Annotated in this window: 15 protein-coding genes; 10 read left to right on the top strand and 5 right to left on the bottom strand. The window is 61.2% G+C overall.

What is annotated here, in order from left to right:
- Window positions 1-11: 11 nt before the first annotated feature.
- Window positions 12-878: a glucose 1-dehydrogenase gene (locus CYG48_RS21540; protein ID WP_199925323.1), complete on the top strand. Its 867-nt coding sequence runs from the start codon at window positions 12-14 to the stop codon at window positions 876-878.
- Window positions 879-912: 34 nt separating this feature from the next.
- Here the strand turns inward: CYG48_RS21540 and CYG48_RS21535 are convergent, their stop codons facing one another.
- Complete coding sequence (locus CYG48_RS21535) at window positions 913-1,668, bottom strand: IclR family transcriptional regulator (RefSeq protein ID WP_118852694.1); 756 nt, start codon at window positions 1,666-1,668, stop codon at window positions 913-915.
- A gap of 128 nt (window positions 1,669-1,796) precedes the next feature.
- On the opposite strand from CYG48_RS21535, the gene CYG48_RS21530 reads away from it, so the two are divergent.
- Genes CYG48_RS21530 through pcaF form a run of 3 tightly spaced genes read left to right on the top strand, consistent with a single transcriptional unit; the run spans window position 1,797 to window position 4,403 of the window.
- A complete protein-coding gene (locus CYG48_RS21530) occupies window positions 1,797-2,504 on the top strand; it encodes a 3-oxoacid CoA-transferase subunit A (protein WP_118852693.1) in 708 nt (235 codons plus the stop codon).
- The gene (locus CYG48_RS21525) at window positions 2,501-3,190 is read left to right on the top strand and encodes a 3-oxoacid CoA-transferase subunit B (protein WP_118852692.1); all 690 of its coding nucleotides are present in this window, start codon (window positions 2,501-2,503) and stop codon (window positions 3,188-3,190) included. The genes CYG48_RS21530 and CYG48_RS21525 overlap by 4 nt, the downstream gene beginning before the upstream one ends.
- Before the next feature lie 7 nt (window positions 3,191-3,197).
- The gene (gene pcaF / locus CYG48_RS21520; RefSeq protein ID WP_118852691.1) at window positions 3,198-4,403 is read left to right on the top strand and encodes a 3-oxoadipyl-CoA thiolase; all 1,206 of its coding nucleotides are present in this window, start codon (window positions 3,198-3,200) and stop codon (window positions 4,401-4,403) included.
- A 66-nt stretch (window positions 4,404-4,469) separates the two neighbouring features.
- Here pcaF and CYG48_RS21515 read toward each other — a convergent pair whose 3' ends face one another.
- Window positions 4,470-4,661 (bottom strand): hypothetical protein, encoded by a 192-nt coding sequence (locus CYG48_RS21515; RefSeq protein ID WP_150132743.1) that lies wholly within the window; start codon window positions 4,659-4,661, stop codon window positions 4,470-4,472.
- 158 nt (window positions 4,662-4,819) lie between these two features.
- On the opposite strand from CYG48_RS21515, the gene CYG48_RS21510 reads away from it, so the two are divergent.
- The 6 genes from CYG48_RS21510 (at window position 4,820) to CYG48_RS21485 (ending at window position 10,929) form a co-directional block, all read left to right on the top strand.
- Window positions 4,820-6,040, top strand: coding sequence for a LysR family transcriptional regulator (locus CYG48_RS21510; RefSeq protein WP_118852689.1), 1,221 nt, complete (start codon window positions 4,820-4,822; stop codon window positions 6,038-6,040).
- 240 nt (window positions 6,041-6,280) lie between these two features.
- Window positions 6,281-7,459: an ABC transporter substrate-binding protein gene (locus CYG48_RS21505; RefSeq protein ID WP_118852688.1), complete on the top strand. Its 1,179-nt coding sequence runs from the start codon at window positions 6,281-6,283 to the stop codon at window positions 7,457-7,459.
- 119 nt (window positions 7,460-7,578) lie between these two features.
- Complete coding sequence (locus tag CYG48_RS21500) at window positions 7,579-8,436, top strand: branched-chain amino acid ABC transporter permease (RefSeq protein WP_118852687.1); 858 nt, start codon at window positions 7,579-7,581, stop codon at window positions 8,434-8,436.
- 20 nt (window positions 8,437-8,456) lie between these two features.
- Window positions 8,457-9,470 carry a branched-chain amino acid ABC transporter permease gene (locus CYG48_RS21495; protein ID WP_245450566.1) on the top strand — a complete coding sequence of 338 codons (1,014 nt, stop codon included), beginning with the start codon at window positions 8,457-8,459 and terminating at the stop codon, window positions 9,468-9,470.
- Window positions 9,467-10,216: an ABC transporter ATP-binding protein gene (locus CYG48_RS21490; protein WP_118852685.1), complete on the top strand. Its 750-nt coding sequence runs from the start codon at window positions 9,467-9,469 to the stop codon at window positions 10,214-10,216. Before CYG48_RS21495 ends, CYG48_RS21490 begins: the two co-directional genes overlap by 4 nt.
- The gene (locus CYG48_RS21485) at window positions 10,213-10,929 is read left to right on the top strand and encodes an ABC transporter ATP-binding protein (RefSeq protein WP_118852684.1); all 717 of its coding nucleotides are present in this window, start codon (window positions 10,213-10,215) and stop codon (window positions 10,927-10,929) included. Before CYG48_RS21490 ends, CYG48_RS21485 begins: the two co-directional genes overlap by 4 nt.
- 110 nt (window positions 10,930-11,039) lie before the next feature.
- On the opposite strand, the gene CYG48_RS21480 is transcribed toward CYG48_RS21485, so the two are convergent.
- The 3 genes from CYG48_RS21480 to CYG48_RS21470 are packed head-to-tail and all read right to left on the bottom strand — an operon-like array spanning window position 11,040 to window position 13,613.
- A complete protein-coding gene (locus CYG48_RS21480) occupies window positions 11,040-12,044 on the bottom strand; it encodes a Bug family tripartite tricarboxylate transporter substrate binding protein (protein ID WP_118852683.1) in 1,005 nt (334 codons plus the stop codon).
- A gap of 25 nt (window positions 12,045-12,069) precedes the next feature.
- A complete protein-coding gene (locus CYG48_RS21475) occupies window positions 12,070-12,924 on the bottom strand; it encodes an amidohydrolase family protein (protein WP_118852682.1) in 855 nt (284 codons plus the stop codon).
- A complete protein-coding gene (locus CYG48_RS21470; protein WP_118852681.1) occupies window positions 12,921-13,613 on the bottom strand; it encodes a TetR/AcrR family transcriptional regulator in 693 nt (230 codons plus the stop codon). The genes CYG48_RS21475 and CYG48_RS21470 overlap by 4 nt, the downstream gene beginning before the upstream one ends.
- Between the last annotated feature and the right edge of the window lie 130 nt (window positions 13,614-13,743).

Below are 13,743 nucleotides of genomic sequence, written 5' to 3'. Positions count from 1 at the left end.
AGGAGCAGTCCATGACCGATGAAGTTCGTCGCCCGCAGCCGCCATTCCCTGAACAGCAGCAGGCACCGCCCGGCACGACAGCGCAGATGGAACCTACTCCCGATCATGGCGAGCGTTCCTACAAGGGCAACGGCAGGCTGTCGGGCAAGGCTGCGATCATCACCGGCGCCGACTCCGGGATCGGCAAAGCGGTGTCAGTCGCTTTTGCGCGTGAAGGTGCAGATGTGCTGATCTCGTATCTCAATGAAGACGAGGATGCGCGCGACACGGCACGGTGGGTTGAAGAGGCGGGCCGCAAGGCGGTACTGGTGCCCGGCGACATCAAGACCGAAGAGCACTGCAAAAGCCTGGTAACGAGGGCGATGGACGAGTTCGGCCGCATCGATGTGCTCGTCAACAACGCCGCCTTCCAGCGCACCTATGCAGATATCGCCGACATCACCGAAGAGGAATGGAACGAGACCTTCCGCACCAATATCTATGCCCCTTTCTTCATCTCCAAGGCGGCCATCCCGCACATGAAGCCTGGAAGCGCCATCATCAACACCACCTCGATCCAATCACGCCAGCCATCGCCACAACTCTTGGCCTACGCGTCGACCAAAGGGGCGGTGTCGAACTTCACGGCCGGCCTGGCGGAGATGGTCGCAAGTAAGGGGATCCGCGTCAACGCGGTGGCGCCTGGCCCGATCTGGACGCCTCTGATCCCTTCAACCATGCCGGCGGAGAAGGCAGCCAAGTTCGGCGAACAGACACTGATCGGTCGTGCCGGACAGCCCGCCGAGCTTGCCGGCGCTTATGTTCTCCTCGCCTCCGACCTCGGCAGCTATATGACCGGTGCCATCATCCCGGTCACTGGCGGCGAGATCATGATCTAAGCTGTCAGCGCGTGGCGCCGTGAATGCGGCGCCACTAGTGCAGCAGCGGCTTCAGCTTCTGGGCAATCGCCTGCAGGGCCGGCAGGTACTGCCCCGCGAGATCGTCCGCCGACACGCGTGCTGCGGGGGCGCCGACATTCAGCGCCGCCACAACCTTTCCGCGGTCATTCTCGAGGGGAACCGCAATCGACCGCAGTCCGAGCTCAAGTTCCTGATCGATCACCGCATAACCCTGCTCGCGTACCCGCGCCAATTCTTCCATCAGCGCCTGTTTGTCCGTGATCGTATGAGGCGTCAGGGCTTTGATGTTCGTCTGGTCGAGAAGCGCCTTGGCCTCGTCGGAGGGAAGGGCGGCGAGAAGCACTCGCCCCATGGAAGCGCAATAGGCAGGAAGCCGGCTGCCAGGGCTCAGGTTGATGGACATGACGCGTTTTTGCGCGGCCCTTGCAATATAAACGATCTCCGTCCCGTCCAGCACACTGGCGGAAGCGCTCTGCTGCACATCCTCCGATAGCTTGTCGAGAAACGGCTGTACCGTATGCGGCAGTGGCGTTGTCGACAGATAGGCATGCCCAAGACGCAGCACCTTCGGTGTAAGCGCGAAGAACTTTCCGTCATAGGTGGCGTAGCCGAGCTCCACCAAGGTAAGCAGCGAGCGGCGGCATGTCGCCCTGTCGAGGCCGGTGGCGCGTGCAACATCCGCGATCGACAACCGTCTCGTCGTTTCGCCGAATGCCTCGATCACTTTCAGCCCGCGGGCGAAGCCGCTGACATAGTCTGTCTCGCGCATGGCTGTCTCCGCGTGCGATATACGAACAAATATCAAATAGCGCACAACAGGGTTGCTGTCGAGAACCGCCCGCTCTATCACGTCATCCGGCAGCTTTAAGCCTGCCCGTGCGGAAGGAGGCGCCGAGTATGAACAAGATCATCGGAAACCTGGCGGACGCGGTGTCCGAGATCGGTGACGGTGCAACCGTCATGATCGGCGGCTTCGGCGGGTCAGGTGCTCCCATCGAACTGATCCACGCATTGATCGACAAGCGGCCGAAAGACCTCACCGTCATCAACAACAATGCGGGCAACGGGCGCATCGGCATCGCGGCCATGATCGATGCGGGAATGGTGCGGAAGATGATCTGCTCCTTCCCAAAGTCGTCGGATCCCCGGGCCTTCACCGAAAAGTATCTGGCGGGAGAAATCGAGCTGGAACTGGTGCCGCAGGGCACCTTGGCCGAACGCATCCGCGCCGGCGGTGCCGGCATTCCGGCTTTCTATACGCCGACAGCCTATGGCACCGAGCTTGCCGAGGGCAAGGCGATCGCAGAATTCGACGGCCGTCACTATGTCCAGGAACGCTGGCTGAAGGCCGATTTCGCGATCGTCAAGGCGCATGTCGCCGACAATTACGGCAACCTGACCTACAACAAGGCCGGGCGTAACTTTAACCCGCTGATGTGCATGGCTGCGGCGAAAACGATCGTTCAGGTCTCCAAGGTCGTGGAGGCCGGCGGAATCGATCCCGAGCATGTCGTGACACCCGGCATCTTTGTTGATCGCGTGGTTGAGGTTCCCAATCCTCAACAGGAAGAAGAAATGATCCGGGCAGGGGTGGTTTACATATGAGCGTCGACACACGAGACGATATCAAGCTCTCCAACGCGCAGATCGCGTGGCGTGCAGCCCAGGACATCGCCGATGGCGCATATGTCAATCTGGGCATCGGCTTCCCGGAGATGGTGGCGCGTTACCAGCCGCCGGGCCGCCAGGCGATCTTCCACACCGAAAACGGCATCCTGAATTTTGGCGAGGCACCGGCTGCCGGTGAAGAAGACTGGGACCTTATCAACGCCGGCAAGAAGGCAGTAACGCTGAAGCCGGGTGCTGCCTTCTTCCACCATGCCGATAGCTTCGCCATGGTGCGTGGCGGCCACCTCGACGTGGCGATCCTCGGTGCGCTTCAGGTCGCGGAAAACGGCGACCTTGCCAACTGGCGCGTCGGCTCGAAGGGTGTTCCGGCCGTTGGCGGCGCAATGGACCTGGTGCACGGCGCCAAGCAGGTTTTCGTCATCACCGAGCATGTCACCAAGAACGGCGATCCAAAGCTTGTGGAGCGGTGCACTTTCCCGCTGACCGGGGTTGCCTGCATCACCCGTGTTTATACAAGTCACGCCGTGATCGACATCAAGGACAAGCACTTCGTGCTGCGTGAGAAACTGCCTGGCATGAGCATGGATGAGCTTCAGGCCATGACGGGTGCTCCGCTTCACACCGATGGCCCAGTTGCCGATCTCGTTGTTCCGGAATTGTGAGAAAGAAATGACCGAAGCTTTCATCTGTGACTACATCCGCACGCCGATCGGCCGTTTCGGGGGATCGCTGTCCTCCGTTCGTGCCGATGACCTTGCGGCCATCCCCCTGAAGGCGCTGATGGAGCGCAACTCCTCGGTCGATTGGGAAGCTGTCGCCGACGTGATCTACGGCTGCGCCAACCAGGCCGGCGAAGACAACCGCAACGTCGCACGCATGGCGGCCCTTCTTTCAGGACTGCCCCTTTCTGTGACCGGCACGACCATGAACCGGCTGTGCGGCTCCGGCATGGACGCCGTGATTACCGCAGCCCGCGCCATAAAGGCTGGCGAGGCCGAGTTGATGATTGCCGGCGGTGTGGAAAGCATGAGCCGCGCACCATTCGTGATGCCGAAGGCCGAGACCGCGTTCTCCCGCAATGCCGAAATCTACGACACCACGATCGGCTGGCGCTTCATCAATCCTATTATGAAGAAGCAGTACGGCGTTGATTCCATGCCGGAAACCGGTGATCACGTGGCGATCGACTACAAGGTCTCGCGCGAACACCAAGATGCGTTTGCGCTGCGCTCGCAGGACAAGGCTGCCGCCGCACAGGCGAACGGCCGCCTGGCACAGGAAATCGTCTCCGTCACGATCCCACAGCGTAAGGGCGACCCAGTTGTCGTCTCGAAGGATGAACATCCGCGTGCAACGACCATGGAAGCGCTCGCGAAGCTGAAGCCGATCAACAAGATTGAAGGCGGCACCGTCACTGCCGGCAATGCCTCGGGCGTCAATGACGGCGCTGCCGCGCTCATCATTGCCTCTGAAGCCGCTGCCAAGAAGTATGGCCTGACGCCGATCGCTCGTGTCATGGGCGGTGCGACGGCCGGCGTTCCACCGCGCATCATGGGCATCGGGCCGGCTCCCGCCTCCAAGAAGCTTCTGGCAATGCTCGGCCTTGCAGCACATCAGCTCGACGTCATCGAACTGAACGAAGCGTTCGCATCCCAAGGTCTTGCAACCCTTCGCGAACTGGCGATCGCCGACGATGATCCGCGCGTCAACCCCAACGGTGGCGCGATCGCGCTCGGTCACCCGCTTGGCATGTCCGGCGCCCGCATCTCGGGCACGGCAGCCCTCGAGCTTGCACAGCGGCAGGGCAAGTATGCGCTGGCGACCATGTGCGTTGGCGTGGGCCAGGGCATCGCGATCGCGCTGGAACGGGTCTGATCGGGCAGGGGATACGCGGTTCAAATAAAGAAGAGATGGTCAGCCCTTCGGGTGCTGGCCATCCACCTACCGGATGAGAACCTTCATGGGCCGGTTGGACTTCGCCTTGTTCCGACGGGCGCTTGCCACGCAGACGACCCGCTCGCAGGCATCGAGTTCATCCATGCCTTCGGCAATTGCCCGGTCGATGACGCCCTCGATGTATCGCTTCAGTTCGGCCATTGCCTTTTCAGGTCTTGGACCTTCCGAATTGAGCATGTTGTGGTCCAGCCTTTGATGCATCATGGTGAAAACGACGATCCGTTGTTGAAGGAAAACCAATACTTGCGGTTCCTTTATTCCAACTGTCCGTATTCAATTCCGTTCCTCGGCCTTGGTCACAGTTGGGCTGGCCTTCGGCTCTCCCGGGTTCGCCCATGAGCGAAACAGGGCCGAGTTCTTCAAGTATAGCCGGCCACAGCTTGAGGCACTTGCGGGCCTTTCTTGCCGTGGTTGATACTGGATCGGTCACTCGGGCGGCGGAAGCCTGTTTCGTGTCACAGCCGGCAGTTACCCAAGCCCTGTCGAAGATCGAGCGCACCGCCGGTCTTCCGCTGTTCTCAAGAACACCGCAGCGGATCTTTGCAAACGCCGCCGGAGAAACACTCGCGCGCCGCATCGCCCGCGCCTTCGCCTACCTCGATCCGGCGCTCGCCGAACTTTCCCCACGACTGAAGATGACGGCGACCGGCGCTCAACTGCGTTCGCTGATCGCGGTACGGGAAACCGAGAACTTCACCCTCGCCGCCGAGCGCCTGGGTGTCAGCCAGCCGGCGGTCTACCGGGCCGTCAGCCAATTGGAAGAAGAGACCTTGAGACCGCTCTTCCAGCGGACCTCCTATGGCATTGTCGCCACACGTCCGGCGCAGGCTCTGGCGCAGGCGGCAAAACTCGCCTTCCTCGAACTGAGCCAGGCTGATGCCGACATGGCCGAACTGACGGCGACTGAATGTGGTGAGATCGTCATCGGCGCCACGCCGCTTGCCAAGTCGTACACACTGCCGAAAGCCATTGCTGCTTTTCGAGAGGTCCGCCCAAACCTGCCACTGCGTATCCAGGAGGGGCCATATGGCGAACTGATGTCGGCTCTGCGGCGTGGGGAACTGGATTTCCTGGTGGGCGCCCTGCGAGTCCCGCCGCCGACAAGCGACATTGAGCAGCGAGTGCTTTTTCACGACTCGGTTGTGCTGGTCGGTGGGATCCAGCATCCCCTCACGCGCTCCCAGAAGGTCACCGTTGAAGAACTAGCCTCTTACCCCTGGGTCGTGTCGCCCAAGGGTACGCCGATCCGCCGCTACTTCGACAGCATCTTCCTCGACGCCCAGTGTCCTCTGCCGCGCAACATCGTGGAAACCGGCTCGCTGATCTTGATGCGCGAGCTTCTGGACGGCACTGCGCATCTCGGCTGCACATCGCGCCTGCAAGCGGAGGCCGAGATCAAGCGCGGCCTGATGCACGCGCTGCCGTTCGAACTGGGGCACACATCTCGCCCGATCGGCGTCGTGCTCCGAGAAGACTGGCTTCCAACCGCGGCCCAGCAGACGTTCCTGGACCTCCTGTCGGCTCATCCGGCGCAGCGCTATAATCAAATCTTATGATCGGAGCAGACGAACTGATTAAACGAATTGAGGTCCATTCTATAGAGAGATGCAATCATGAGCTTGAGCGTCAGGAAGGGGTGACGCCAAACTTTAATTGATCGGACAACACTCTGGTTTCTGGATCAGCGTGGTGTATACACCGATGAAGGATGCCGCCGCCTCTTGAGTGGCGCGGCAGAGGATCAAAGGGCTACAGGCGGGGGCTGTCAGTAAACCCGCATCTTGAGGAGGAAGATTATGCTGAAAAGAAGAACCCTACTTGCGGCTGCGGGTGTTGCGCTCGGCGCGCTTGCTGCTGTTCCGGCGGCTGCGCAGGAGACCGTGAAGGTCGGCCTGATTTTGCCGATGACGGGCCCGTTTGCGTCGACCGGACGACAGGTCTCGGCTGGCGCCAAGACCTTCCTGGAGATGAAGGGCGATACGGTCGCTGGCAAGAAGATCGAACTTATCATCCGCGATGACGCCGGCGTGGCTGACCAGACCCGCCGTATCGCACAGGAGCTTGTCGTCAACGAAGGCGTAAAGCTTCTCGCTGGTGGCGGTTTGACGCCGCTCGCCATGGCTGTTGCACCAGTTGCAACCCAGGCGAAGGTGCCGATGATCGTGACCTCGGCCGGCACGGCCTCGATCACCAAGGCATCGCCTTTCATCACCCGTACCTCCGGCACGCTGCCGCAGTATTCGCTGCCGGTCGGCACTTGGGCCGCTGAAAACGGCATCAAGAAGGTCGTGACGCTGGTTTCGGACTACGGTCCGGGCATCGATGCCGAGAAGTGGTTCAGCAAGGAATTCAAGGGCAAGGGCGGCGAGATTATCGAAGCTGTTCGCGTTCCGCTCGCCAACCCCGATTTCGCGCCGTTCCTGCAGCGCGTTCGTGACGCCAAGCCGGATGCCGTCTTTGTCTTCCTTCCCTCTGGTGCCGGCGCGCTCTTCATGAAGCAGTTCGCAGACCGCGGCCTACCGGAAGCCGGCGTCAAACTCATCGCTACCGGCGACGTGACCGACGACGACATCCTGAACTCCATGGGCAAGCCGGCGCTTGGCACGATCACGGGCCACTTCTACGCAACGGCCCACGACAGCCCGGAGAACAAGGCCTATGTCGAAGCCTTCACCAAGGCAAACGACAACATGCGGCCGAACTTCATGTCGGTCGGCGGTTACGACAGCATGGCGCTGATCTACGCAGCGCTCGAGAAGACCAATGGTGATGTCAGCGGCCCGGCCTTCATGGAAGCGGTGAAGGGCATGTCCTGGACGAGTCCCCGCGGCCCGGTCTCCATCGATCCTGAGACCCGCGACATCATCCAGAACATCTACATGCGCGAGGTCAAGGAACTGGACGGCGAACTGCACAACGTGGAATTCGCAACGTTCAAGGACCTGAAGGACCCTGAGAAGGCTGAAGCGAACTGAGCCGATACTTGCCAGGTGGTGGGACCGCAGGCTCATCATCACCTGGCAAGCCTGACTAGCCGTCTGCGCTCGAACCTGAGCGCAGACCCGGCACACTGGTTGCTCTAGAGAAGACCTCCATGCTGACTATCCTGTTTGACGGCATTGCATATGGCATGTTGCTGTTCATCCTGGCCTGCGGGCTTACGGTGACGCTGGGCCTTATGAACTTCATCAACCTTGCCCATGGCGCCTTTGCCATGGCGGGCGGCTATATCACCGTCATCATGATGAACCGCTATGGCATCTCCTTCTATTGGTGCCTGCCCGCAGCCTTCCTCGTCGCAGCCGTGATCGGTCTCGTGCTGGAACGCACACTGTACCAATGGCTTTATCAGGCTCCACACCTGGACCAGGTTCTCTTCTCCATCGGCATCGTCTTCATGGCCGTTGCCGGGACTGACTATTTCATGGGTGGTCAGCAGCAGCTCATCAACCTTCCGCCGGAGCTTTCCGGCCGCATGGAGGTCATGGGCGTCGGGGTTGGTCGATACCGGCTTTTCACCATTGTCCTGTGTGCACTGCTGGCTATCGCCCTGCAGCTCATCCTTTCCAAGACCCGTTTCGGCAGCCGCCTTCGTGCAGCAGTTGACGATCGTCGAGTCGCCATGGGCCTCGGCATCAACGTCCCCGTCGTCTTCGCGCTGACCTTTGCATTCGGTTCGGGGCTTGCTGGCCTCGGTGGCGCGATGGGCGCCGAGATCCTGGGTCTTGATCCGAACTTCCCGCTGAAGTTCATGATCTACTTCCTGATCGTCGTTTCAGTTGGCGGCACCTCGACGGTATCCGGGCCTTTCCTCGCGGCACTCCTGCTCGGCATCGCGGATGTCGCCGGCAAGTATTACGTCCCGGCAATCGGCCCCTTCGTCATCTACGGCCTGATGATCGTCATGCTGATCGTGCGGCCGAATGGTCTGTTTGCAAGAGGTGGCCGATGAGCCTTGTTCAGGAGCCCGCCATGACCGCGCCATCGACCTCTCCCGAGACCACGAGCCGCGCAGCTGCGCTGATGAAGCGGCGCAGCCGTATCCGCTTCTACGAGATCATCGTTTGGGTTGCGGCGATTGCCGCTTATTTCCTTCTGCCGACGAAGATGCTGATCCTCACCGAGATCGCGATCCTGGCGCTGTTTGCCGTGTCGCTCGATCTGGTTCTTGGCTTCGCCGGCATCGTGTCGCTTGGCCACACGGCCTTCTTTGGGCTTGGCGCCTACGTTGCCGGCCTGCTAGCCCTGCATTATGTCGCGGAACCCGTAACCGGACTGATCGTCGCCGGCGTCATCTCCGGCGTGCTCGGTCTGCTCACGAGCTTCCTGATCCTACGCGGCTCCGACCTGACCCGGTTGATGACAACGCTCGGCATCGGCCTGATGATGGCGGAAGTTGCCAACCAGATGGCATGGCTCACCGGCGGCGCTGATGGCCTTTCCGGCTTCTCGCCGACGGCGATCCTCGGCCTCTTCGAATTCGACCTGTTTGGTCAGACCGGCTACCTGTATTGCCTGGCGGTGCTGTTCGTCGGCACCATGATCATGCGTGCCATCGCTTTTTCGCCATTCGGGCTGTCGCTGAAGGCGATCAAGGGCAACCCGATGCGCGCCGGCATGATCGCCGTACCCGCCCGCAAGCGCATCGTCATCGCCTACACGATCGCAGCCGTTTTCGCGGGCATGGCCGGAGCGCTGCTGGCCCAGACGACGAGCTTCGTTTCGCCCGACGTGCTGGCCTTCCACCGCTCGGCCGACGTTCTTCTTGTCCTGGTGATCGGCGGCACCGGCTATCTCTATGGCGGGATCTTCGGCGCCGTCTTCTTCACGCTCATCAAGGACTGGCTCTCCGTCATCACGCCGCAATACTGGATGTTCTACATCGGCCTGCTTCTCGTCATCCTCGTGCTGATCGGGCGTGACCGCCTGGCGCGCTGGGTGGAATATCTGCCCGAACGCTTCTCGAAGAAGGAGGGCGGCCAATGAGCGAGATCGTGCTGGAGACCAGGAACCTGAAGCGTCGCTTCGGCGCGTTCCTGGCAACGAACGACGTCAGCCTCAAGGTCGAGCGCGGCGCACGCCATGCATTGATCGGCCCGAATGGCGCCGGCAAGACAACGCTGATCAACCTGCTAACCGGGGTGCTGCCGCCGTCGGAAGGACAGGTTCTTCTCGAAGGCGAGGACATCACCTCTCTCGCGTCCTTCAAGCGCGTCAAGCGCGGGTTGACCCGCACGTTCCAGATCAACCAACTCTTCAACGAGTTCACCCCGCTCGAAACGGTGGCTCTGGCGATCGCGGAACGTGAAGGCGTCGGTCACAACCTCTTCAAGTCGATCTCGAGCTACAGCAAGATCACGGACGAGGCAGCGAGCCTGCTTGCGCAGTTCGGCCTCGCCTCCGTCATGGGCGAACGCACGACCATCCTGCCGTATGGAAAGCAGCGTCTTCTCGAAATCGCGCTGGCCTTTGCCTCCAAGCCCCGGGTGCTGCTGCTCGATGAACCGGCGGCCGGTGTGCCTGAGGATGAACGCCACGAGGTGCTGCAGATCGTCTCTGATCTGCCGGCGGATGTGACCGTGCTTCTCATCGAGCACGACATGGATCTCGTATTCTCCTTTGCAGACCGGATCTCGGTGCTCGTCGCGGGCGCCGTCTTCACGGAAGGAACGGTCGCGGAGATCTCGTCGGACCCGCGCGTGAAGGCCGTCTATCTCGGAGAAAATGCATGACCGCGGTTCTGGTCACTGACAAGCTGGTTGCGGGTTACGGCGAGGCTAGCGTACTTGCGGGCATCAGCCTCACGCTTGATGAAGGCAAGACGCTGGCGTTGCTCGGCCGCAACGGGACGGGCAAGACGACCTTCGTCAACACGCTCGCTGGCGTCACCACGCACCATTCCGGCTCAATCCACCTGCTCGGCAAGGATGTTACCAAGCTTCGCGCTGATCGTCGTGCGGCGGCGGGCATTGGCTGGGTGCCGCAGGAGCGCAACATCTTCAAGTCGTTGACTGTCGAGGAAAACATGACGGCTATCGCACGGCCCGGCATGTGGAACCTAGAACGCGTCTACCAGATGTTTCCGCGTCTGAAGGAGCGCCGGAAGAACCTTGGCAACCAGTTGTCAGGCGGCGAGCAGCAGATGCTGGCCGTGGGGCGCGCGCTGATGGTCAACCCGAAGCTTTTGTTACTGGACGAACCGACCGAAGGTCTCGCGCCCATCATCGTTGACGAGCTCCTGGCAGCGATCCAGCGGATCACGCAGGGCGAGGGCATGTCGGCCATCATCATCGAGCAGAAGGCCAAGAAAGTGCTGCCCCTTTCCGATGATGCAGTGATCCTCGATCGCGGTGCGATCGTCTACCAGGGCAAGAGCGCGGATCTGCTGGCGGATGAAAGTCTGCTCGGCCAGCATCTGGCGGTCGAGAAGGCAGCGCGCCACTAAGTCCGGTCAAGAAGCGCAACCAGACGAGGCTGGAAGAAGCCCGGCTGTCGCAATCCCCCATAGATAAACCGGCGCAAGTCTTTAAACCTGCGCCGGTTTCCATTGATGCACTACTGCTTCGGAATGCCGGCCTTCTCGATAACGGCACCCCACTTGCCGATATCGTCAGTCAGGCGCTTGCCGATTTCCTCGGGCGTGCTGGAGCGGGCCTCTACGCCAAGATCGGCAAACCGCTTCTGGATGGCCGGGTCGGAAAGCACCTCGACAAGCGCACTGTTCAGCACCTTGACCGCCTCGTCCGGCGTGCCCTTCGGGGCAAATATCGCGTTCCACGACGTGACGTCGAAGCCGTTGACACCTTGTTCGACCGCGGTCGGCACGTCCGGCAGCAGCTTAGACCGAACTGTGCCCGAGGACGCAATGGCGACCGCCTGGTTCTGCTGTAGGGCAGCGTTTAGCGCCGTCTGACTGTCGATGATGACGTCAACCTCGCCACCCAGCAGGGCGACCTGAAGGTCAGGCGTTGCCTTGTAGGGCACGATCGTGAAGTCGACGCCCGCTGCGGACTTGAACAATTCGGCGGCCAGGTTCTGGCTGCTGCCGACATTGATCGTGCCAATGTTTAGCGCGCCCGGCTTTTCTTTCGCCGCCGCAAGGACATCCTGCAAGGTTTTGAACTTGCCGTCACCCTTCGCCGCGAAGATGAAGTCGAAGTAGGCAAGGCTCGAGACCGGCACGAATTCGTTCACCGGATCGAACGGGAGCTTCTTGAATAGCGGAACGCTGATTGCAGTGCCGTTTGAGAAGAGCGCAAGCGTATAGCCATCGGCTTCCGCGTTCAGCACCGCGCGTGCCGCCGTAGCACCGCCAGCGCCCGGTTGGTTCATGATGACGATCTGGCGGCCGAGCTTCTTGCCAAGCCCATCTGCCACAAGCCGCGCGGTGATATCCGCGATCCCGCCGGGACCGAATGGCAGCACAAGCGTGATGTCGCGCGACGGATATTTATCCTGAGCCGCAGCTGTGCCCGGCAGGGCCAGCGCAAGCGCTGCGACCACCGATGCCGCCAATGCGCTTCGACGGCCTAGTCGAAGCTTGAAGTTGCCCATGTTCATATTCTCCTCCTCCTGAAAAACGCTATTATTTGCCGAAGCCGTAAAGGCGGGCGGGGTTATCAACCAGCAGCCGCTGCTGCTCCTCCTGCGTCAGCGAGAACCGCGGCACGAGGTCCACGAGATCCGCCTCGTCCACCGGCTCCTTGAGGTTCGGATGCGGGAAATCCGTCCCCCAGAGCGTCCGCTCGGGGCTCGCCTCCACGAGCGCCCGAGCGAACGGCACCGCCGCATCAAACGGAAAAGAGGAAATTCGCTCCGAGCCGCAGACCTTGACCCAACATTCGTCGCGCCGGGCGAGTTCTAGCAGGGCCTGGAAAGCTGGCTGCGCCGTACCAAGCTGCGTGTCAACGCGGCCCATGTGATCGATGACATAGGGGATCGGCAGGCGCCGGATCATGTCGGCGAGAGGAACGATATCGGTTCCGTCGAGATGCAGCACGACATGCCAGCCGCGACCCTTGATCCGGTCGATGACGCGGTTGAACACATCCATGTCCGGCGAACCACCGAGATGGCGAACGAAATTAAAGCGAACGCCGCGAACGCCGCCCTCATCAAGTTCGTCAAAGGCACGATCATCAAAGGTGTCGTCAACAATCGCCACGCCGCGATATCTGTCCGGACGCCAGGCGATGGTATCAAGCATGGCGCGATTGTCGGTTCCGTGGCAGCTTGCCTGAACGATCACCGCGCGTTCGACGCCGAGGCGGTCATGCAGTGCAGCTAGAGCCTCCTTGGGCGCATCTTGCGGCGTGTAGCGACGGCTTGGCGCATAGGGGAAGACGTCGCCGGGTCCGAACACATGGCAATGCGCGTCGCAATTTCCGGCTGGCAAGACAAAGGTCGGCTTGCGCCGCTGGGTAATTCCGTGGTCGTTCATGCTCGCTTTCTCTGTTTCGTCACAACCGGAGCCGGTTCCGCATCCGCCTCCGACAGGCTACGGAAACTTGCAAACGTCGCGGCAACAAGTTCGCGGATCGCTTCTTCGCGATTGTCGCCCTCCGCCTTGCCACCCGAGAGGCGCGTCACTCGTTCCGGATTGATGAGTGTGTAATAGAGCCCACCCAGGAGGAACTGGCTGCGCCAGACCAGGCTTTCGCGCGATGCGCCGGGCAGACATTCGGCAACCGCATCGACGAAGGCACGGCTAGTCTCGTCAAAGGCATCGGCAATGATCGCGCGGGCGTCCGGATTGCCCTCCGCCGACATGATCGCGCGCAGGCGGGTAAACTCCGCGCCCCCGCCATCACTTTCGGATGAGGAGATGAAGGCTGGAACGACATAGGCTCGCAGGATTGCCATCAGCCGCTCATCCAGATCGCTGATGCGCCGCGCTTCTCCGAGAAGTTCGCGGCGGCGGGCGTTCATCGGCTCGGTGTGCCGCGCATAGATTTCCCGCAGCAAGCCGGCTTTTGATCCGAAATGGTAGGTGATACTGCCAACATTCGCGGCCGCGGCCTTGGCGATATCGCGCAGGGACACCGCGTTGTAGCCGTTCTGGGCAAACAACGTCACGGCGCTCTTCAGCAGGCTGTCACGAATGCTCGGACGCACACGCTTCCCGTTCATTTGTATCTCTAGTTTGTACGAATGTACAAATTGCTCAGCAGGAGTCAATGCGCTCTTCCGGGATAGACGAAAGCGTTGGGGCTAGGGGCGGAACCATCGGAAACGGCAGCCATTAAGGGATAAGCGGCAG

Source organism: Neorhizobium sp. SOG26 (assembly GCF_003491345.1).
GTDB classification, from domain to species: domain Bacteria; phylum Pseudomonadota; class Alphaproteobacteria; order Rhizobiales; family Rhizobiaceae; genus Neorhizobium; species Neorhizobium turbinariae.
The sequence above is the reverse complement of the archived record's forward strand: the minus strand, read 5'-3'. Positions and strand labels throughout refer to the sequence as shown.